General features: G+C 32.8%; 21 protein-coding genes. 16 read left to right on the top strand and 5 right to left on the bottom strand.

The annotated features are described in order from the left end of the window. Positions 1–3 precede the first annotated feature (3 nt). Positions 4–366: a CoA-binding protein gene (locus WA327_RS02295; RefSeq protein ID WP_336065993.1), complete on the top strand. Its 363-nt coding sequence runs from the start codon at positions 4–6 to the stop codon at positions 364–366. Here WA327_RS02295 and WA327_RS02290 read toward each other — a convergent pair. Next, entirely contained in the window at positions 337–1,779 is a 1,443-nt protein-coding gene (locus tag WA327_RS02290) for a sodium:solute symporter (RefSeq protein ID WP_336065991.1), read from the bottom strand. The two genes, WA327_RS02295 and WA327_RS02290, sit on opposite strands and share 30 nt — an antisense overlap. Positions 1,780–1,970: 191 nt before the next feature. Here WA327_RS02290 and recR point away from each other — a divergent pair, with 191 nt between their 5' ends. The 3 genes from recR to WA327_RS02275 all read left to right on the top strand — a co-directional run bounded on the left by recR (position 1,971) and on the right by WA327_RS02275 (position 5,099). Continuing rightward, entirely contained in the window at positions 1,971–2,588 is a 618-nt protein-coding gene (recR, locus tag WA327_RS02285; protein WP_027880102.1) for a recombination mediator RecR, read from the top strand. 7 nt (positions 2,589–2,595) lie between these two features. Next, complete coding sequence (locus WA327_RS02280; RefSeq protein WP_336065988.1) at positions 2,596–3,693, top strand: glycosyltransferase family 2 protein; 1,098 nt, start codon at positions 2,596–2,598, stop codon at positions 3,691–3,693. A 92-nt stretch (positions 3,694–3,785) separates the two neighbouring features. Further along, positions 3,786–5,099 carry a dihydrolipoamide acetyltransferase family protein gene (locus tag WA327_RS02275; RefSeq protein WP_336065985.1) on the top strand — a complete coding sequence of 438 codons (1,314 nt, stop codon included), beginning with the start codon at positions 3,786–3,788 and terminating at the stop codon, positions 5,097–5,099. Between the two features lie 147 nt (positions 5,100–5,246). Here WA327_RS02275 and WA327_RS02270 read toward each other — a convergent pair whose 3' ends face one another. Next, positions 5,247–5,852 (bottom strand): hypothetical protein, encoded by a 606-nt coding sequence (locus WA327_RS02270; protein WP_336065983.1) that lies wholly within the window; start codon positions 5,850–5,852, stop codon positions 5,247–5,249. Positions 5,853–5,956: 104 nt separating this feature from the next. Continuing rightward, positions 5,957–6,595, bottom strand: coding sequence for a glutaredoxin domain-containing protein (locus WA327_RS02265; protein WP_336065981.1), 639 nt, complete (start codon positions 6,593–6,595; stop codon positions 5,957–5,959). Between the two features lie 236 nt (positions 6,596–6,831). Here WA327_RS02265 and WA327_RS02260 point away from each other — a divergent pair, with 236 nt between their 5' ends. The 8 genes from WA327_RS02260 (at position 6,832) to ftsY (ending at position 11,911) form a co-directional block, all read left to right on the top strand. Next, positions 6,832–7,608, top strand: a complete 777-nt coding sequence (locus tag WA327_RS02260; protein WP_336065979.1) for a 3'-5' exonuclease — start codon at positions 6,832–6,834, stop codon at positions 7,606–7,608. Positions 7,609–7,776: 168 nt separating this feature from the next. Beyond that, the gene (locus WA327_RS02255) at positions 7,777–8,388 is read left to right on the top strand and encodes a fumarylacetoacetate hydrolase family protein (RefSeq protein ID WP_336065976.1); all 612 of its coding nucleotides are present in this window, start codon (positions 7,777–7,779) and stop codon (positions 8,386–8,388) included. Then, a complete protein-coding gene (locus WA327_RS02250; RefSeq protein ID WP_336065973.1) occupies positions 8,389–8,730 on the top strand; it encodes an Hpt domain-containing protein in 342 nt (113 codons plus the stop codon). Then, complete coding sequence (locus tag WA327_RS02245) at positions 8,730–9,980, top strand: competence/damage-inducible protein A (RefSeq protein ID WP_336065970.1); 1,251 nt, start codon at positions 8,730–8,732, stop codon at positions 9,978–9,980. Before WA327_RS02250 ends, WA327_RS02245 begins: the two co-directional genes overlap by 1 nt. 80 nt (positions 9,981–10,060) lie before the next feature. Then, positions 10,061–10,297 (top strand): 50S ribosomal protein L28, encoded by a 237-nt coding sequence (gene rpmB / locus WA327_RS02240; RefSeq protein ID WP_336065969.1) that lies wholly within the window; start codon positions 10,061–10,063, stop codon positions 10,295–10,297. Between the two features lie 30 nt (positions 10,298–10,327). After that, positions 10,328–10,510, top strand: coding sequence for a 50S ribosomal protein L33 (gene rpmG, locus WA327_RS02235; RefSeq protein WP_154194477.1), 183 nt, complete (start codon positions 10,328–10,330; stop codon positions 10,508–10,510). A gap of 35 nt (positions 10,511–10,545) precedes the next feature. Continuing rightward, entirely contained in the window at positions 10,546–10,695 is a 150-nt protein-coding gene (locus WA327_RS02230; protein ID WP_106687202.1) for a DUF4295 domain-containing protein, read from the top strand. A gap of 241 nt (positions 10,696–10,936) precedes the next feature. Next, on the top strand, positions 10,937–11,911 hold the full coding sequence (gene ftsY, locus WA327_RS02225) for a signal recognition particle-docking protein FtsY (protein WP_336065962.1): 975 nt from the start codon (positions 10,937–10,939) through the stop codon (positions 11,909–11,911). Positions 11,912–11,967: 56 nt separating this feature from the next. On the opposite strand, the gene WA327_RS02220 is transcribed toward ftsY, so the two are convergent. Further along, a complete protein-coding gene (locus WA327_RS02220; RefSeq protein WP_336065959.1) occupies positions 11,968–13,053 on the bottom strand; it encodes a serine hydrolase in 1,086 nt (361 codons plus the stop codon). A gap of 123 nt (positions 13,054–13,176) precedes the next feature. On the opposite strand from WA327_RS02220, the gene rimO reads away from it, so the two are divergent. Then, positions 13,177–14,481: a 30S ribosomal protein S12 methylthiotransferase RimO gene (rimO, locus tag WA327_RS02215; RefSeq protein WP_336065957.1), complete on the top strand. Its 1,305-nt coding sequence runs from the start codon at positions 13,177–13,179 to the stop codon at positions 14,479–14,481. A 1-nt stretch (position 14,482) separates the two neighbouring features. Here rimO and WA327_RS02210 read toward each other — a convergent pair whose 3' ends face one another. Beyond that, positions 14,483–15,739 (bottom strand): carboxypeptidase-like regulatory domain-containing protein, encoded by a 1,257-nt coding sequence (locus WA327_RS02210; protein WP_336065955.1) that lies wholly within the window; start codon positions 15,737–15,739, stop codon positions 14,483–14,485. A 128-nt stretch (positions 15,740–15,867) separates the two neighbouring features. On the opposite strand from WA327_RS02210, the gene bshC reads away from it, so the two are divergent. The 3 genes from bshC (at position 15,868) to guaA (ending at position 20,462) form a co-directional block, all read left to right on the top strand. Then, positions 15,868–17,481, top strand: coding sequence for a bacillithiol biosynthesis cysteine-adding enzyme BshC (bshC, locus tag WA327_RS02205; RefSeq protein WP_336065953.1), 1,614 nt, complete (start codon positions 15,868–15,870; stop codon positions 17,479–17,481). Beyond that, positions 17,474–18,847 (top strand): aminotransferase class V-fold PLP-dependent enzyme, encoded by a 1,374-nt coding sequence (locus WA327_RS02200; protein WP_336065951.1) that lies wholly within the window; start codon positions 17,474–17,476, stop codon positions 18,845–18,847. The genes bshC and WA327_RS02200 overlap by 8 nt, the downstream gene beginning before the upstream one ends. A 79-nt stretch (positions 18,848–18,926) precedes the next feature. After that, positions 18,927–20,462, top strand: a complete 1,536-nt coding sequence (guaA, locus tag WA327_RS02195) for a glutamine-hydrolyzing GMP synthase (RefSeq protein WP_336065949.1) — start codon at positions 18,927–18,929, stop codon at positions 20,460–20,462. The last annotated feature ends 48 nt before the right edge of the window (positions 20,463–20,510 follow it).

The following is a 20,510-nucleotide window of genomic DNA, read 5'->3' as shown; positions in this document are numbered from 1 at the left end:
TTTATGAAGAAGAAAACATTAGTACTTGGCGCATCATTAAATCCAACACGTTATTCTAATATTGCTATTAATAGGTTAGTAGCCAAAAACATACATACTGTAGCTTTTGGTTTAAAAGAAGGAGATGTTGCAAATGTTGGTATTGATACAGATTTAAAAGATTATAAAAATATAGATACTGTAACCTTGTATTTAAATCCAACACGTCAACAAGAGTATTATGATTATGTTGTTGGTCTGCAACCAAAACGCGTTATTTTTAATCCAGGAACAGAGAATCCTGAATTTTATAAAATTTTAGAAGAAAACAATATTAGCTATGAGATAGCTTGTACGTTAGTTTTGTTGTCTACTAATCAGTATTAGTCCTAAAAACGTCAAAAATCCATTAAGAATTAAGATGAAAAAACCAAACTCAAACCCAAACCATTTTAAGCTATTTACACTAATAAAGTAGGATAGAATTGGAGAGAGAATAGCAATAATAGGGATGAATTTATCCTTAACATGCCATTTAGTAAATAATCCAAAAGCATAAAGACCAAGTAATGGACCGTAAGTGTATCCAGCAAAAACAAAGAGTTTAGAGATTACACTTTCATCTTTAATAATGTATTTAAATGCTATAATGACTAAAATAAGTAGTAACGAAATCATGATATGAATACGCTTTCTTATTTTAACCTGTTTTTCTGTATTGTGCTTTTTTTCAATGTCTAAAATATCAATACTAAAAGATGTCGTTAATGATGTTAAAGCACTATCTGCACTACTGTAAGCAGCAGCAATTAACCCTAATAAGAAAAATACAAATACACCAAAACCTAAATGGTTTTTAGCCAGAATTGGGAACAAATCGTCCTTGTGTGCATCAATTCCGTTTTGTTGTGCATAAACCGTTAAAAGTAGCCCTAAACTTAAAAACACAAAGTTAACTACAGTTAGCACAAGCGTAAACCAAAACATATTTTTTTGAGCATCTTTTAAAGATCTACAGGTTAGATTTTTTTGCATCATATCTTGGTCTAAACCAGTCATGACAATAGCTATAAATGCTCCGGAAATAAACTGTTTCCAAAAATAATCTCCTGATTTAATATCATCAAAAAAGAAAATTTTACTCAGTTCGCTATCATTAACAAAAGCAAAAATACTTTGTCCGCCTAAATCCATTTCAGAGCTCACAAAATAGATAGCAACACCAACAGCAATTAGCATAAAAAGAGTCTGTAAAGTATCGGTCCAAACAATTGTTTTTATACCAGATTTAAAAGTATACAACCAGATTAAAGCGACTGTTATGCTTACCGTTTGCCAAAACTGAATACCTAAATCATCAAACAAAATAAGTTGTAACACATTAGCTACTAAATACAATCTAAAACTAGCACCAACCACACGCGATAATAAGAAAAAAGATGCGCCAGTTTTATAAGCGTAATTACCAAAACGTTCCTCTAAATAGGTGTAAATAGAGGTTAAATTCATTTTATAATACAGCGGAAGCAATACCGTACCAATCACCAAATAGCCTAACATATATCCAAAAACCACTTGCATGTAGCTAAATTTTGAGGCTTCAATCCAACCAGGTACCGATATAAAGGTTACGCCAGATAAAGAAGCGCCAATCATTCCAAAAGCGACAACATACCACGGTGATTGCTTGTTGCCTTTAAAAAAAGCGTCGTTTCCAGATTTTTTTCCGGTGAAATAAGAAATTAAAATTAGTACACCAAAATAGGCAGCGATTAATAAAATGATTTGAGTAGATGTCATAAATTGAATTTTCTGATTGCCAAAATACGAAATAAGTTTTGACTTCAGTTAGTGGTGAGTAGTTAGTAGATAGTAGCGAGTGGTTTTGCGCTTTACTTAAATAATTAGTGCCAATTCGTGAAATTCGTGTCTAACTATTAATTTATCCAAAAATCTAAAATAATATCTTGCAATGTCGTAAATTCGCAACTATGGAATTTTCTTCAAAATTACTAGAAAACGCAGTTAACGAAATCTCGCAATTACCAGGTATTGGTAAGCGTACCGCATTACGTTTGGCGCTACATTTATTGCGTCAACCTAAAGAGAATACCCATGGTTTAAGCAAAGCACTAAACCAAATGGTAGACGATTTAAAATTGTGCAAATCGTGTCATAATATTAGCGATACCGAGCTTTGTGATATTTGTGCAAACCCAATGCGAAAAACCGATGTTATTTGCGTGGTAGAAGACATTAGAGATGTTATGGCAATAGAAAATACAGCGTCTCATAAAGGGTTATACCATGTTCTTGGCGGAAAAATATCGCCAATGGATGGTGTTGGTCCGCATGATTTAAACATTTCTAGTTTAGTTGAAAAAGTAAAAAGCGGAAGCGTTAAAGAGCTTATTTTTGCACTAAGCCCAACTATGGAAGGCGATACCACAAACTTCTACATTTACAAGCAAATCAAAGAGTTTGAAGTAGAAACATCTACGATTGCTCGTGGTATTTCGGTTGGAGACGAGCTAGAATACGCAGACGAAATCACTCTTGGAAGAAGTATTTTAAACCGAATTCCTTTTGAAAATTCATTAAAATTATAAGCGCTTTTTGAAGTTATCCATCATCATACTCAACTACAACGTGCGTTATTTTTTAGAGCTTTGTCTGCAAAGTGTGGAAGCGGCTATAAAAGATTTGGATGCCGAAATTATTGTAGTAGATAACAACTCTTCAGATGAAAGTTGTGCGATGGTAAAGCAAAATTTTCCGAAGGTAAAACTCATTGAAAATACTGAAAATTTAGGATTTTCAAAAGGAAATAACATTGGCGTACAACATGCAAAAGGCGAGTATCTGTGCATTTTAAATCCAGATACCGTTGTGCCAGAAGATGGTTTTAAAGAGTTATTTGAATTCTCCGAAATCAAAAACGATTTAGGTTTATTTGCTTGCCGATTAATTGATGGAACAGGCACATTTTTACCTGAAAGCAAACGCCATATTCCAACGCCAAAAGTGGCAATTAAAAAAATGTTGGGTTTTACCAAAAGCTATTATGCAACAGAAGTTGAAGAAGACTCTACAGGTATTGTACCTATTCTTGTTGGTGCGTTTATGATGGTTAAAGCCAAAGTATATCAACAAGTACAAGGTTTTGACGAAGACTATTTTATGTACGGAGAAGATATTGATCTGTCCTACAAAGTCACCAAAGCAGGTTACGATAATATGTATTATGGACCAATAAAAGCCATTCATTTTAAAGGCGAAAGCACCTTAAAAGACAGTGTTTATGCTAAACGTTTTTACGGTGCTATGCAGATATTTTACAAAAAACACTTTAAAAGTAATGTGCTAACCAAAACCGTGATTAGTTTGGGTATAAAACTAGTAAAACTGTTTAAAGGTCACACTTCCTTGGAAAAAATGCCAGTAGATAGATACGTGTTAATTAGCGATAAAAATTATCCAAAATTGGCAGAAATTTTCAAAAAGCCATTCCGGATTCAAACAAAAATTGAAGTTTTTCAAGCCAATACACAAGTTATTTTAGATGCAAATTATTTAAGTTTCAAGCAGATAATAACTTGTATTTCGGCTTCAGAAAAAAATCAAAACATAACATTTAAAATTCTTCCAAAAAACTCTAATTTTATACTCGGAAGTAATTCCTCAAAAAATAGAGGTGAAGTCATTCACTTTTAAAATTTCAAAATGATAAATAATAAACAGTAAATTAGCTTATTTTTTATTAATTTTGCAAAACGAAACAATAAAATGACATTTCAATTATTAATATGGCAAGATTTGAACTAAAATTACCAAAAATGGGAGAAAGTGTTGCAGAAGCAACAATTACCTCTTGGCTTAAAGAAGTTGGCGATACTATTGAAGCAGATGAAGCAGTCTTAGAAATTGCAACCGACAAAGTAGATAGCGAAGTACCGAGCGAAGTCGATGGTGTTTTAGTTGAAAAATTGTTTAACGTAGACGATGTTGTAAACGTTGGACAAACCATTGCAATTATAGAAACCGATGGTGACGCACCAGAAACTGCTGCTGCACCAAAAGAAGAAAGTACACCAGAACCTGAAGCGGCTCAAGAAGTTGCAAAAACAGTTGAGGTTGCTAAAGAAACTGCAGAGCCTATCACATCTAACGGAGATCGTTTTTACTCGCCATTAGTAAAAAATATGGCAAAAACAGAAGGTATTAGCCAATCGGAGTTAGACGCTATTCCTGGAACAGGTAAAGATGGTCGTGTGACTAAAAACGACATGATGGCTTACCTAGAAAATAGAGGTAGCCAACCTGCAACAACACAAATAGCACCAGCAACACCACAAAAAACAGAAACGCCAAAATCAGCACCAAAAACTGCTGCGCCAGTTAGCGTAAATGGTGGTGATGAGATTATAGAAATGACCAGAATGGGCAAATTAATTGCGCATCACATGGTAGAGTCGGTACAAACAAGTGCGCACGTACAAAGTTTTATAGAAGCCGATGTTACTAATATTTGGAACTGGCGTAAAAAAGTTAAAAACGACTTTGCGAAGCGCGAAGGCGAAAACTTAACCTTTACACCAATATTTATGGAGGCTGTAGCAAAAGCGTTACGCGATTTCCCGATGATGAATATCTCCGTGCAAGGTGACAAAATTATTAAAAAGAAAAACATTAACCTTGGTATGGCAGCAGCTTTACCAGATGGTAATTTAATTGTACCAGTTATAAAAAATGCAGACCAATTAAACTTAGTTGGTATGGCAAAACAAGTTAATGATTTAGCAGGAAGAGCTAGAGAAAATAAGTTAAAACCAGACGATATACAAGGCGGAACATACACTGTAACTAATGTTGGTACCTTTGGTAGCGTTATGGGTACGCCAATTATTAACCAGCCACAAGTTGGTATTTTAGCTTTAGGTGCTATACGTAAAGTACCTGCAGTTATAGAAACACCAGAAGGCGATTTTATAGGTATACGTTACAAAATGTTCTTATCGCATAGTTACGACCACCGTGTTGTAAATGGTGCGCTTGGTGGACAATTTGTACAAGCGGTTAAAAACTATTTAGAAGCTTGGGATAGTAATAGAGAGATTTAAAAATACCTGCGCAGGCAGGTATCTCAATGATATAAAAAAAGCACAACTTTTAGATTGTGCTTTTTTAGTTGTTATTTTAGCATTTTATATAGTTAGTTAATCATATTGAATTAACATGCAATGAATTGTATGTGTTTTTGTAAAGCGTTACTTCCCAAATCCAATATTTGGTTTATCAGGTTTTACGGTTTTTTTTAATTCAGCATATTTCTGGTCAAACTCCTCTTTTGTAATCGCGTTTATTGATTTTAGCCAACGAAAATTACTTAATTGATTTTCATAATTTAGGTTTTCGTCGATATAAGCATAATTTTCTCTTAGGTAAATATTTCTAGTATCAATTAAGTCAGATAAAAATTGGTTTGTTTTTTCTTCACTAGGTATTTTTTTATGTATATATAAATGACTGTTATTAGATAGTTTGATTTTCCAATAATCTTTTTTAGAAAAAAAATATACAGTTAGCATAATTATTCCTAATGCAATCCAAAAAAATGCTAAATATGGATCTCTATTCTCACCGTAGCTATAACTATCTATATGTGTCATTATTCCAACAGCGAAAAGAACTATAGAAATAGCTAGAGCAAAACCGTTTGAAGATTTGAAAGATACTTTGTCTCCGACAAGGTTTTCATAAGGGATGTCAATTTCGTTGCCATCTCCAAATTTTGTAACATTGTAGTATAGTTTTGATTCAGTTATTCTGAATTCATTATTAGTAAATAATTTTTTCTGATTAAACGTTTTCATCAGTTACTTAATTTAAAGTGTTACAATTTAATCGTAAAGAGAGTTTTTACTTCTTATTTTTAAAGTTAAACGAAGTTAGAGTAAAAATTCAATTAACCAAACTTTTAGTTAAACCCATCACGCAAAGCTTCAATAAAATCTTCTAAACTTTCAATTTGGTTATACACTTTATTGTCCACTTTTAAAATAGGAATGTGGTTAACAGCGCTATTGGGTTTTAAGGTTTTAAATTCTTTAATTAATTTATTGTAATGGGTTGTGTCTTGGTCTATGTTATACTCTTGGTAGCCAATTTTGTTTTTGGTTAAAATACGCTTGGCATCAGGACAAATACTGCAATCGTTTTGGGTGTAAATTTCAACAGTTTTAGATGTTAAGGCTTCATCTAATTTGGTGTCTAACAGCTCAAAATCTTTATCAAATTGTAAGGCGTAAGCTACTTCGTTTATGATTAACGTATAGGTGTATTTACCTTCTTTTCCGTTTAAAACAACCATAGTTAGCACGCGTTGTTTGGACTTAGGTGGTATGGTTTTTAAAATAGGTCTTTCGCTACTGCGTCTAAAATCTTCGGTATCTACTTTTAAAAAAATATCATAAGAGATAGAGTCTGTGTTTTCTATATATAACTCATAACGTTTGCCTTTAATTTTTTCGGTTAGCTTAACGTATTTATGGTCGTTTTGTGCGTTAGCGCTAATAGTAAAAAGGGTTAAAAGTAAAAGAAGTATATAGTTTTTCATTAGTTAAATAGGTTATTCTAGTTATCTAGTAATGCTTTTCTATATGGTTACACTGAGCTTATCTACATTGTCACACTGAGCCTGTCGAAGTGCTTATTAATAACAATCATGCTTCGACAAGCTCAGCATGACATTTGGTTTGTAAATAAAACAATTAAAGGTTTCAAAATTAAAAAAGCTTTACAAAGTAAAAGTAACAGATTACATTTATATTTGCATAAATTAAAGCAAAATACATGTCTTTACAATTAACAAAACCACTTTGTTTTTTCGATTTAGAAACTACCGGAATCAATATTACAACCGATAGAATTGTCGAAATTTCAATTTTAAAAGTCTATCCAAACGGAAATAAAGAAAGTAAAACTTGGCTGGTTAATCCAGAAATGCCAATTCCAGCAGAAGTCTCTGCAATACACGGTATAACTGACGATAAAGTAGCAAACGAGCCAACGTTTAAGCAATTAGCAACAGAGATTAACAACATGATTAAAGATGCAGATTTGGCAGGTTTTAACTCTAACCGTTTTGATATTCCGTTGTTAGCCGAAGAAATGTTACGTGCCGATATGGATTTTGATATGAAATCTCGCCTTGCGATAGATGTACAGACTATTTTTCATAAAATGGAACAACGTACACTTAGTGCAGCGTACAAATTTTACTGCGATAAAAACCTAGAAAACGCACATACTGCAGCAGCAGATACATTGGCAACTTATGAAGTGTTAGAAGCGCAAGTAGAGCGTTACGAAGATTTAGAAAACAATGCGAAGTTTTTAGCCGAGTTTAGCTCACGCAAGCGTTTTGCCGACTTTGCCGGTTTTATTGCATTTAATAAAGAAGGACAAGAAGTGTTTAGTTTTGGAAAGCATAAAGGCAAATTAGTAACCGATGTTTTAGAAACCGAACCAGGTTATTTTGGATGGTTGCTAAATGCAGATTTTCCGTTGTATACTAAAAAAGTGCTAACCGCAATTAAGCTAAGAGCGTTTAATAATAAATTAAGTTAGTAGGCAGAAGACAGTAGGCAGAAGACAGTAAGCAGTAGACAGTAGGCAGTTTGTCAGGTCGAGCGCAGTCGAGACCTAATTTTAAACAGAAATATATCAGTTTAAGTAATCATAAGAAAATCTAAAAATCCAACAATCAAGTAATCTAAAAATCTAGTCAATCTAAATATGAAATTAATCTGCATAGGTCGTAATTACACCAAACATATAGAAGAATTACAAAACGAGCGTCCAACAGAACCAGTGGTGTTTATCAAACCAGATACAGCTATACTGTTGAAAAAGCAACCGTTTTTTATTCCAGATTTTTCAGAAGATGTGCATCATGAAGTAGAAGTATTGGTAAAAATAAATCGTGTTGGGAAACATATAGACAAAAAGTTTGCGCATAAATACTATGAAGAAATTGGCTTAGGTATCGATTTTACAGCAAGAGACCTTCAGCAAAAACTAAAAGAAAAAGGATTACCGTGGGAAAAAGCAAAGTCTTTTGATGGTGCAGCAGTGATTGGAGAATGGATGGATAAATCAGAAATTTCAGACATAAACAACTTAAATTTCAGCTTACAAAAAAACGAAACAACCGTACAAACCGGTAACACTAGTCACATGCTCTATAAAATTGACGAGATTATCGAATATGTGTCAAAATATTTCACATTAAAAATAGGAGATATTATATTTACGGGTACGCCTGCTGGAGTTGGCAAAGTTGTTGCTAATGACGAGCTAAAAGGTTTTATAGAAGACAAAGAAATGTTTTCGATTAAAGTTAAATAAATGGAACAACACTATAAATTAGATAGAATAAAAGAGCTGGCAGATAACGATCAAGATTTTATTATGGCGTTAGCGCAAACATTTTTAGAAGAAGTGCCAGCAGATGCAGCTATCTTAAAAGAAGCAGTAGAAAATAAAAACTACAAGCTATCTTACCAAACAGCGCACAAGATGAAACCAACAGTAGATATGTTTGAACTTGGCGTGTTAAACGATTTGATAGAAGTACAAGATTGGGGCAAATTTGAGCAAACCGATAAAGATGTTTCTGACAAATTAGCTATTGTGTTGACAGCAGTAGACAATGCAAGTCAAGAAATTAAAGAAGATTTTAATTTATAATGCAAGCCGAAATAATAACCATTGGAGACGAAATTCTCATTGGTCAAATTATCGATACCAACTCAGCGTTTATTGGTAAAGCGCTAAACTCAATAGGTGTTTCTATATATCAAATTACTTCTATTCAAGACGAAAAAGAACACCTAATCAAAGCCTTTAAAGAAGCCGAAGAAAATGCAGATATTATTATCATTACAGGTGGATTAGGACCAACCAAAGACGATATTACCAAACATACATTAACCGAGTATTTTAATGATACTTTGGTGCAAAATGATGAGATTTTAGCACATGTAGAGCAGCTTTTTGAGAAGTATATAACGACTTCAATTTCTGACTTAAATAGAAAACAAGCTTTAGTGCCTTCAACCTGTGAAGTTTTAATGAATAGATATGGTACAGCACCAGGAATGTGGATAGAAAAAGGAAACAAAGTATTTATTTCTTTACCTGGCGTACCTTATGAAATGAAAGCGCTTATTGATGACGAAGTACTGCCAAAACTAGCACACAAATACAAAAGACCATTTATCTTACATAAAACCATTTTAACCTATGGTTTAGGTGAAAGTGCAATTGCCGAACGTTTAGAGCAAATAGAAGAACAATTACCAAAACATATTAAATTAGCGTATTTGCCAAGTTTAGGTCGTGTACGTTTAAGATTATCAGGTAAAGGCAATGATGAAGATATATTAAGTGCAGATATTCAAACGCAAGTAGATAACATCTTACCCTTAATAAAAGATATTTTTATTGGTTTTGAAGATAATAATAATAGTATAGAGCAAATTATATCCAATCAATTAGTAAAAACCAATCAAACATTGGCTATTGCCGAAAGTTGTACTGGCGGGAAATTAACCCAAACTTTTACACAACATTCTGGAGCATCAGCCTATTTTAAAGGAGGATTAGTTACTTACGCAACGCAAAGTAAAGTTGATATTTTGGGTGTTGATCAAGCAATTATAGAAGAACATTCTGTAGTTAGTGAAGCAGTTGCAAAAGCTATGGCAAGTCAGGTAAGAGAAAAATTAAAAGCAGATATAGGGATTTCAACAACAGGTAATGCAGGACCGACAAAAGGCGATTCAGATGCAGACGTCGGAACAGTTTTTATTGGATTTGCCACTAAAGAAGGCGTAAAAGCCTTTCAATTTAATATGGGAAATCATCGCGAACGCGTGATAAATAAAACCGTAAATAAGACTTTAGAGTTGCTTCAAAAAGAAATTTTTGAAAATTAATTATTTAGCTATTGTCAAATAGTAAATTATTAGTATATTTGCACCTCGATTTTTAATAACACTTTTAAAGTTATATAGTAATGTCAAGAGTTTGTGAACTTACAGGAAAGAAGGCAATGGTTGGAAACAACGTGTCTCACGCTATGAATAAAACTAAGCGTACATTTGATGCTAATTTAATAAAGAAACGTTTTTACATTCCTGAAGAAGATAAGTGGATAACTTTAAAAATATCTACATCAGCGTTAAAAACAATCAATAAAATCGGTATCTCTGCTGCATTAAAAAAAGCAAGAGCTAACGGATTTGTAAAATAATATTAGCCTAATAGGTAAAGAATAGTAATTATGGCAAAGAAAGGTAACAGAGTACAAGTAATATTAGAGTGCACAGAGCACAAAGAGTCTGGACAACCAGGAACATCTCGTTATATTACAACAAAAAATAAAAAGAATACGCCAGACAGAATGGAGTTAAAGAAATTTAACCCAATCTTAAAGCGTATGACAGTTCATAAAGAAATTAAGTAATATTCTTTATTGCAAAGAATTTAAAACGATAAACGATGGCAAAGAAATCAGTAGCAACCTTACAAACAGGATCAAAGAGATTATCAAAAGCTATAAAGATGGTTAAGTCTCCAAAAACAGGAGCTTACATGTTTGTAGAAACTATTATAGCGCCAGACTTAGTAAACGACTGGTTAAAAAAATAAGAATTGCGCTTTCGCAATCCTCTTAAGCTACTTTCTGTCCGAAAGTGGCTTTTTTTATTTTAAAATATTGTGTTTCTTTACAATGTAATTATGACAATGTAGCAGGTTAATCATTTAGGTCTTAAAATTGTTATATATTTTAGGGCGTTACCACAAGGGTCGGGCTTTCGCTAGTCGCAATCAAAGATGTGCTCCAACAATAGCTCAATCCCTAACGCAAGACAAACTAACAATAAAATAAATGAGTTTTTTTAAAAAAATATTTTCTTCAGAAAAAAAGGAAACACTAGACAAAGGATTAGAAAAGTCTAGTACTAGCTTTTTAGGTAAGCTAAGTAAAGCAGTTGCAGGAAAATCTAAAGTAGATGATGATGTTTTAGATAATCTAGAAGAAGTTTTAGTCACTAGTGATGTTGGTGTAAATACAACATTAAAAGTGATTGAGCGTATTGAAGCACGTGTAGCTAAAGACAAATATTTAGGTACAGACGAATTAAATAAAATTTTACGCGAAGAAATCGCAGGGTTGTTATCCGAAACCAATTCTGGAGAAGAAACCGAATACACAATACCAAATTTACCAGCACAACCAAACGGACAAAAAACTCCTTATGTATTAATGGTTGTGGGTGTTAATGGTGTTGGTAAGACAACAACCATAGGTAAATTAGCATATCAGTTTAAAAAGAAAGGACTTAAAGTGGTACTTGGTGCTGCAGATACATTTAGAGCTGCTGCAATAGATCAATTACAAGTTTGGGCAGATAGAGTAGACGTACCAATGGTAAGACAAGAAATGGGATCTGACCCAGCAAGTGTCGCTTTTGATGCTTTACAATCAGGCGTGTCTCAAGATGCTGATGTTATTATTATTGATACTGCAGGACGTTTACATAACAAAGTTAATTTAATGAACGAGTTAACTAAAGTGAAACGCGTGATGCAAAAAGTAGTTGGAGACGCGCCACATGATGTGTTACTAGTTTTAGATGGTAGTACTGGTCAAAACGCTTTTGAACAAGCAAAACAATTTACAGCAGCTACTGAAGTTACAAGTCTAGCTGTTACCAAGTTAGATGGTACAGCAAAAGGTGGTGTAGTTATTGGTATAAGTGACCAATTTCAAATACCAGTAAAATATATAGGTGTTGGAGAAGGTATAGAAGATTTACAAGTGTTTAATAAATATGAATTTGTAGATTCTTTCTTTAAGTAGAAGTTTTTCAACATAAATTATTATAAAAAAAGCCTCTTATTTAAAGAGGCTTTTTTTTAGTTTATTACCGCATTAATTTTTTGCCAAAGGTCGTTATCAAAACCAGATAAACCAAAAGAAGAGTTGTCAGGATTAGCAACTTCTCCCATTCTTATGACTACTATGTTTTTGCTAGGTACAACGTAAACTTTTTGATCGTTTTTACCTAAACCAGCAAACATATCAGCTGGAGCATTTGGGATTAATTCACCTGTAAATTCAACTTGCGTTGTTGGTAAGTGAAAGCTTGATTTACCATTTAACCACCATAAATATCCGTAAGCTAAATTAATGTTTTGAGATGTGTTAGTGGCTTGGTTGGTGTAGCTTTCATTAATAATTTGTTGGTCTTCCCATTTACCGTTAGCTAACGTCATTAGACCAAATCTAGCCATACTTCGTGTGTTACTCCAATACACACTTAACGCATTTAAATTTACCCAGCTACCAGTCATTCCTATTTTATCACGTAATTTTTCATTAAAATAGGTATCCCAATCTTGTCCAGTAGCTTGTGCAACAACATCTTGCATTTTCACATACACATTGTGATAAGCCCAACGTGTATCAGCATCTGCTAAATATTGAAGATTTTCAGGAGAAACATCATCTCCAGTTTCATCGTCTAAACCAGAAGTCATTGATAATAAATGTTTGCAAGTAATTAGGTTTTCTTTGTTTAATGTAGCGCTTGTCCAACCTGTACCAATATAATCAGAAACTTTATTTTCAATATTTAAAAAACCTTCGTCTTGAGCAATACCAGAAACAGTTGCGGTTAATGTTTTACCTGCACTTGCCCAATACCAAATACTATTGGCGTTATGACCATTCATATAAGATTCTACAACTATTTTACCGTTATGAAGCATAATAAAACCTTTTGTGTTTTTTTCATCTAAAAAATCTAATAACGATTGAAGTTGGCTTTCATTCCAACCTGCTTCTGCTAAAGTTTTAGTTTCCCAAGTGTCTGAATTTATAGGTGGAAAATATAAACTCTCTTCATAGGTAGTTGGTGTTTCATCAATTTTATTATTGTCATTACTGCTGCAATTCAATATTAAAAAAGAAAATGAAAATAGAAAAAGCAGTTTTTTCATAACAGTTTGGTTTTCAATTTTAGACTAATTTAATTTAAATAGGTTTAATGTATAATTTTTAATTCTGTTTCAACAATCAAAATTCATAAATCATTACGTATCTTTGCCAACCAAAATTAAGGTATGAGAACTAAATCACTTAAAAAAAATAAAATTAACGTTGTTACTTTAGGTTGTAGTAAAAACGTGTACGATAGTGAAGTATTGATGGGGCAGCTTAAAGCTAATGGTAAAGAAGTGGTGCATGAGCAAGAAGGTAACGTTGTGGTTATTAATACCTGCGGATTTATCAATAACGCTAAAGAAGAGAGTGTAAATACTATTTTACACTATATGCAGAAAAAAGAAGATGGCGAAGTTGATAAAGTGTTTGTAACCGGTTGTTTAAGTGAACGTTATAAACCTGATTTAGAGAAAGAAATCCCTAATGTAGATCAATATTTTGGAACAACAGAATTACCAGGTTTATTAAAAGCATTAGGAGCAGATTATAAGCACGAATTAATAGGCGAACGCCTAACAACAACACCAAAAAACTATGCTTATTTAAAAATTGCAGAAGGTTGTGATAGACCTTGTAGTTTTTGTGCAATACCTTTAATGCGTGGTAAACACAAGTCTACACCAATTGAAGATTTAGTGATTGAAGCTGAAAAATTAGCAGCAAATGGCGTTAAAGAATTAATTTTAATTGCTCAAGATTTAACTTATTACGGATTAGATTTATATAAGAAGAGAAATCTTGCCGAATTACTTGAAAACCTTGTAAAAGTTGAAGGTATAGAATGGATAAGATTACACTATGCATTCCCAACTGGTTTCCCGATGGATGTATTAGATGTTATGAATCGTGAACCAAAAATTTGTAACTATTTAGATATTCCTTTACAGCATATTTCTGATAAGATTTTAAAAAGCATGCGTCGTGGTACAACACAAGAAAAAACAACTAAGTTGTTAAAAGAATTTAGAGCTGCTGTGCCTGAAATGACTATTCGTACCACTTTAATAGTTGGTTATCCAGGTGAAACAGAAGAAGACTTTGAAACCTTAAAACAATGGGTGACAGATATGCGTTTTGAACGTTTAGGTTGTTTTACATATTCTCACGAAGAAAATACACACGCGTATAATCTAGAAGATGATGTGCCTGAAGATGTAAAGCAAGATCGTGCAAATCAAATTATGGAAATACAGTCGCAAATTTCTTGGGAATTAAACCAAGAAAAAATAGGACAGACCTTTAAAGTGGTTATAGATCGTAAAGAAGGTAATTACTTTGTTGGTCGTACCGAGTTTGATAGTCCAGATGTGGATAACGAAGTGCTAATCGACGCAACTACAACTTACCTTAAAACTGGCGATTTTTATAACGTTAAAGTTACAGAAGCAGAAGATTTTGACTTGTATGCACAAGTTGTAGAATAATTTAAGACTTGTCTAAGTGCCTACTAATTTTTCTAATGGCGCTTTCAATAGATTTTTCGGGTTCAATAATATTATATTCGCCCCAAAATTCTGGGTCAGTAAAACCAGAAACTTCATCTTGAAGGATACTAGATGGTCTTAATCTTTTATTTTCATTAGAGCTTATAGTATTGTTATCTAAATTCCAATCTGTAATAGCCATTTCACTATTTAATGTGTATTTGCTATTAAAAAGTTTACCCTTCCAATCTACTATAAAAGTTAACAACATGTTGCTGTAACTGTAATACCACTTTCCGTTTTTAACTCTGTAAGTTACTTTGTAATTAGCTTCTGTAGGAGTTATTTCGACTCTATTAGGTTTTTTCTTTACAAAAAAAGAAGATGCTTTAGCTTTGTTTTCAACATTTAAGTTGTAATCAGCACTTGTAAGTGCGTAAGTTTGAGAATCTATATATAGTTTCCCATAGTAAAGCGGCATGGTATAATTAGAGTTTTGTTTAAAGTTAACAACGTAAACCATTCTGCCATTTTTTTCAGTTGATTGTTCAAAACTAAAATCATAGTATTTGATAGTTTCGTTATTAAAAACATAATCAGGGTATTTAATCATATCTGCGTATAAAGAGCCAAAAGGTCCACCTTGTAATTTTAATGCTAAAGTGTCAAGTCTATTATAATTAGTTTGTTTTCTAGACTTTATTAAAGTGATTTTATCAGATTTTGAATTGGTATATGCTTGTTTTTCTATGCTAACAATAGCTTCTGCTAAAGAAGCATTTCTGTTTCGTTTTTTTATGGTTTCACGATAAAAACCTGTCATATATGCATTTTCAGCTAAATAATTTTCACCTTTTAAGGATAATGTTTTTTTAACTAAATCATACGCATTTTTAGGTCTAACAATATCTACAGAAGCTAATATGGTTGCAGCTGGTTGTAGGTATATTTTTGCGTTATTTTTACCTATTTCAGATAGTTTTACTTCTTGCTGTTTATAGCCTAAAAATGAAATTATTAAACGCTCATTAAGTTGGTTTTCTGGAATTTTAATAGAAAATTCTCCTTCTCTGTTCGTAATCGTACTAATGTTGCTGTTTGTAAGAGCTATGTCTGCTAAAGCTAATTCGTTTTTGTTATTTTGATCTAAAACAACACCTTTATATTCAACTAAGTTTTGAGCAAAACATATCGAGCAATATAAAGAGGTAAACATTAAAAATATAATCTTTTGTGATGTAAAATTAATCGTTTTCATAACGTTTTTAATTAAAGAGCTATCTATAAATATACGTAAAAAAGCAACATGTTTATTGAGGATTTATGTTAATTTTAAGACATAGAATAGTCTATTCTGTGTTATATTTGTAGTAGAATTTTACATTTATGCCAACAGACTGTATTCCATTTAAAGACACAGGATATTTTTCTACTTTAATAACCGATTATCTCTCAGAAAAAGAAGAGCTAAAATCATTTTATAATCACTTTCCAAAGCTTCAAAATTTTAAATTTCAAATTGAAGAAAAACAAGCCTCTTTTCCTTCAGAAAATAGAAAAATTCTTGCAGAAACTTTAATAGAGCAATACCAGTCTTTTGATACATCTTTGCAAACTTTAAATAATATTGAAGCCTTACGTAAAGACAATACGTTTACAGTAACTACAGGACATCAGCTAAATTTATTTACTGGACCTTTGTATTTTTTATATAAAATTATTTCAACCATAAATCTTACTAAAAATTTAAAAGCGACGTATCCAGAATACAATTTTGTACCCATTTATTGGATGGCAACCGAAGACCATGATTTTGAAGAAATTAATTATTTCAATTTCAACGGAAAAAAGATTAGATGGAACAAAAAAGCATCTGGTGCAGTTGGCGAATTATCTACAGATGGATTGCAAGAGATTTTTGATGTTTTCTCTCAAGAATTAGGGCTTGGTAACAATGCCAATAGGTTAAGAGAATGGTTTGAAAAAGCATATTTAAAACACGGTAATTTAGCCAAAGCAACCTTGTTTTTAGCAAACCAACTTTTCAAAGATTACGGATTGGTAATTGTTGATGCTAATCATAAAAAATTAAAGCAATTATTTGCGCCTTATATAGAGAAAGAACTCATAGAGCAAACGTCTTTTGATAAAGTGATGCAGACCAATGCTGAAATTGAAAAAACTTCCGAAGACTATAAAATACAAGTTAATCCAAGAGAAATTAACCTGTTTTATATAGATAAAAATTTAAGAGAACGTATTGTTTTTGAAGATGAAAGGTATAGCGTATTAAATACAAACATTACGTGGGCAACTGCTGAAATTAAAGAAGAAATTAAAAATCATCCAGAACGTTTTAGTCCAAATGTAATTTTACGTCCGTTATATCAAGAAGTTATTTTACCTAACCTTTGCTATATTGGAGGTGGCGGAGAATTAGCGTATTGGTTTCAGTTAAAAGAAAACTTTAAAGCAAATAATGTCGTCTTTCCTATGTTGCTATTGCGTAATTCGGTATTATTAAAAACCGAAAGACAAGCCAAAAAACTTGAAAAATTAAATATTTCAGATGCTTCTTTGTTTTTAAAACGTGATACGTTTATTAACAAACGTGTTCGAGAAATTTCAAATATAGATATCGATTTTTCGCCTCAAATCAATCATTTAAAGCAACAGTTTGAAGATTTATATACATTGGCAGAGCAAACCGATAAATCATTTATTGGCGCAGTAGATGCACAAAGACGTAAGCAAATAAAAGGTTTAGAACATTTAGAAAAACGTCTGCTTACCGCGCAAAAAAGAAAGTTAAAAGATCATGTAGAACGAATTACGGATTTGCAAAATCAACTGTTTCCAAATCAGAGTTTGCAAGAGCGTAGTGTTAACTTTTCTCAATTTTATTTAGAGTATGGAGACCGTTTAATTCCGCAATTAATTAATAATTTAGAGCCTTTAAAAAGTGAGTTTTTAGTCCTTCAATTACAAGACAATGCATAAAATAGATATAGACTTAGTAGATATGACATTAGATGTCATGAAATATACGATAGACCGAATTTCTAAAACAGATGATGTTATTGGTAAACCACAAAAAGCAGAAACGTTAAAAGCTTTAGTAGGAGAGACCATAACAGAAAAAGGAATTGGAGGCGAAACGGCATTTAATATGTGGAAAGAACATTTAATGCATGCTAATGTAAAAATTGATCATCCACGTCATTTGGCTTTTGTGCCAGCATCGCCTACAAGAGCTGCTGTAATGTTTGATTTGGTAGCTTCAGCATCAAGTATTCATGGTGCGTATTGGATGGAAGGTGCTGGCGGTATTTTTTGTGAAAACGAAGCTATGAAATGGATTGTATCCTTAACAGGCTTGCCTGAAGGTGCTTTTGGAGTTTTTACTAGTGGCGGTACTGCAGCAAATTTATCAGCAATAGTTACTGCACGTGAATATTGGAGAAGCCTAAATGAGCAAAATAAAAACGAAAAAGGACTAATTATAACCTCTATTGGTGCGCATTCTTCAATAAAAGCTATGGCAAAAGTGGTGGATGTAGATGTATTATTGGTAGATACTGAAGACCGTTTAGAAGGAGAAGCTTTGCAAAGTACGATTAACAGTTTAACCCAGCACCAACGTCAACGTTTATTTGCAGTTGTTGCAACTGGTGGCACAACAAATGCCGGTATTATTGATAATTTAAGTGCAATTGCAGATATCTGTCAAAAAGAAAAGTTATGGTTTCATGTAGATGCCGCATATGGTGGAGGCGCTTTGGTAGCAGATTCTGTAAGACATTTATTTAACGGAATTGAACATGCAGATAGCATCACAATAGATCCTCATAAATGGATGTTTTCTCCGTATGATTGCGGAGCAGTAATATACAAACAACCAGAATTAGCAAAAAAAGCACATTCTCAAGAAGGATCATATTTAGAAATTTTTAAAGATGAAGGTGCGCATGGATTCAATCCAACAGATTATCAAATACAATTAACACGTCGTGTTAGAGGTTTGCCTCTTTGGTTTAGTTTGGCTACACACGGTACCGATAGATATAAAGAAGCTGTAGAACGTGGTATTGAATTAGCTAATATAGCAGGTAAAATGATAGAAAATTATGATCATGTAGAGTTAGTTAGAGATCCAAGTTTATCGTGCGTATTGTATAGAAGAAAAGGATGGCAACCAGAAGACTATCGTAATTGGACATTTACAAATCACGATAAAGGTTTTGCATTAGTGACTCCTACAAAATGGAAAACAGGCAATACTTTTGAAACCGTCTCACGTTTCTGCTTTATAAATCCAGATACTACAGAACAAGATATAAAAGCAATATTAGAATCGATGCTTTAGTTGATAGTTTTGTTAAAAAATAAGTAGAAATTTCACATGACATAAATAGTAATTTTCAAAGCAATTATTATTTTTGTGCATGCAACACGACAAAGTACTTATTTTAGATTTCGGATCGCAATACACACAACTTATTGCGCGCAGAGTTAGAGAACTTAACATCTATTCCGAAATACACCCATTTAACAAAATTCCAAACAACTTAGAAGACTACAAAGCGGTAATACTTTCTGGTAGCCCAATGTCTGTAAGATCAGAGCAAGCTTTTCATCCTGATTTATCAGATATAAGAGGTAAAAAACCAATGCTAGCGGTATGCTACGGTGCACAATATTTAGCACATTTTTCTGGTGGCGAAGTAGCAGAATCAAATACCAGAGAATACGGTAGAGCAAACTTAAGTTACGTTGAAGAAAACGAAACTTTTTTAGAAGGCATACATATTGGTAGTCAAGTTTGGATGAGTCATAGTGATACAATCAAGATTTTGCCAGAAAATGGTGTGCTTTTAGCAAGTACACACGATGTGCAAAACGCAGCTTATAAAATAGAAAATGAAACAACTTACGCTATTCAATTTCATCCAGAAGTATATCACTCAACAGATGGAAAATTACTGTTAGAAAATTTCTTAGTAAAAATAGCAAAAGTTAATCCAGATTGGACACCAAATGCTTTTATAGAAGAAACTGTAGAAGATTTAAAAACAAAGTTAGGTAACGATAAAGTAGTTTTAGGATTATCAGGTGGTGTAGATTCATCCGTAGCAGCAATGCTTTTACACAAAGCAATAGGTAAAAACCTATATTGCATCTTTGTAAATAATGGATTATTACGTAAAAACGAATTTTTAGATGTATTAGAACAATACAAAGGAATGGGCTTAAATGTAAAAGGTGTAGATGCTTCGGCACGCTTTTTGGATGCCTTAAAAGATGAAAGTGATCCAGAGAAAAAACGTAAAGCTATTGGACGTGTATTTATCGAAGTTTTTGATGACGAAGCTCATTTAATAGAAGACGTAAAATGGTTAGCACAAGGTACAATTTATCCAGATGTGATAGAAAGTGTTAGTGCAACAGGCGGACCAAGTGCAACAATAAAAAGTCATCATAACGTTGGAGGATTACCAGACTTTATGAAACTTAAAATTGTAGAACCACTAAAAGAATTGTTTAAAGACGAAGTAAGACGTGTTGGTGCTTCAATGGGTATGGATAAAAACCTTTTAGGTCGTCATCCATTTCCAGGTCCAGGTTTAGCTATCAGAATTTTAGGAGACGTAACAGCAGAAAAAGTTCGTATCTTACAAGAAGTAGATGCCATTTTTATCAACGGATTAAAAGAAGCAGGATTGTATGACAAAGTATGGCAAGCAGGCGCCATGTTGCTTCCAGTAAATAGTGTAGGAGTAATGGGAGATGAGCGTACTTACGAAAAATGCGTAGCATTACGCGCTGTAGAAAGTACAGACGGTATGACTGCAGATTGGGTAAATTTACCATACGAGTTTTTACAAAAAACAAGTAACGATATAATAAATAAAGTAAAAGGCGTTAATAGAGTAGTTTACGACATTAGTAGTAAACCACCAGCAACAATAGAGTGGGAATAAAATTTCTTTGTAAAAAGAAATCTAATAAAATTAGTGGCGTTACCACAA

The organism is Mesoflavibacter sp. CH_XMU1404-2 (assembly GCF_037029465.1).
Lineage (GTDB): Bacteria > Bacteroidota > Bacteroidia > Flavobacteriales > Flavobacteriaceae > Mesoflavibacter.
This window is presented reverse-complemented; position numbering and strand designations above follow the sequence as displayed.

Coding starts and splice junctions, on each gene's coding strand:
- WA327_RS02295 (WP_336065993.1), top strand. CDS start 4: ATGAAGAAGAAAACATTAGTACTTGGCGCATCATTAAATCCAACACGT.
- WA327_RS02290 (WP_336065991.1), bottom strand. CDS start 1,779: ATGACATCTACTCAAATCATTTTATTAATCGCTGCCTATTTTGGTGTA.
- recR (WP_027880102.1), top strand. CDS start 1,971: ATGGAATTTTCTTCAAAATTACTAGAAAACGCAGTTAACGAAATCTCG.
- WA327_RS02275 (WP_336065985.1), top strand. CDS start 3,786: ATGGCAAGATTTGAACTAAAATTACCAAAAATGGGAGAAAGTGTTGCA.
- WA327_RS02270 (WP_336065983.1), bottom strand. CDS start 5,852: ATGAAAACGTTTAATCAGAAAAAATTATTTACTAATAATGAATTCAGA.
- WA327_RS02265 (WP_336065981.1), bottom strand. CDS start 6,595: ATGAAAAACTATATACTTCTTTTACTTTTAACCCTTTTTACTATTAGC.
- WA327_RS02260 (WP_336065979.1), top strand. CDS start 6,832: ATGTCTTTACAATTAACAAAACCACTTTGTTTTTTCGATTTAGAAACT.
- WA327_RS02255 (WP_336065976.1), top strand. CDS start 7,777: ATGAAATTAATCTGCATAGGTCGTAATTACACCAAACATATAGAAGAA.
- WA327_RS02250 (WP_336065973.1), top strand. CDS start 8,389: ATGGAACAACACTATAAATTAGATAGAATAAAAGAGCTGGCAGATAAC.
- WA327_RS02245 (WP_336065970.1), top strand. CDS start 8,730: ATGCAAGCCGAAATAATAACCATTGGAGACGAAATTCTCATTGGTCAA.
- rpmB (WP_336065969.1), top strand. CDS start 10,061: ATGTCAAGAGTTTGTGAACTTACAGGAAAGAAGGCAATGGTTGGAAAC.
- rpmG (WP_154194477.1), top strand. CDS start 10,328: ATGGCAAAGAAAGGTAACAGAGTACAAGTAATATTAGAGTGCACAGAG.
- WA327_RS02230 (WP_106687202.1), top strand. CDS start 10,546: ATGGCAAAGAAATCAGTAGCAACCTTACAAACAGGATCAAAGAGATTA.
- ftsY (WP_336065962.1), top strand. CDS start 10,937: ATGAGTTTTTTTAAAAAAATATTTTCTTCAGAAAAAAAGGAAACACTA.
- WA327_RS02220 (WP_336065959.1), bottom strand. CDS start 13,053: ATGAAAAAACTGCTTTTTCTATTTTCATTTTCTTTTTTAATATTGAAT.
- rimO (WP_336065957.1), top strand. CDS start 13,177: ATGAGAACTAAATCACTTAAAAAAAATAAAATTAACGTTGTTACTTTA.
- WA327_RS02210 (WP_336065955.1), bottom strand. CDS start 15,739: ATGAAAACGATTAATTTTACATCACAAAAGATTATATTTTTAATGTTT.
- bshC (WP_336065953.1), top strand. CDS start 15,868: ATGCCAACAGACTGTATTCCATTTAAAGACACAGGATATTTTTCTACT.
- WA327_RS02200 (WP_336065951.1), top strand. CDS start 17,474: ATGCATAAAATAGATATAGACTTAGTAGATATGACATTAGATGTCATG.
- guaA (WP_336065949.1), top strand. CDS start 18,927: ATGCAACACGACAAAGTACTTATTTTAGATTTCGGATCGCAATACACA.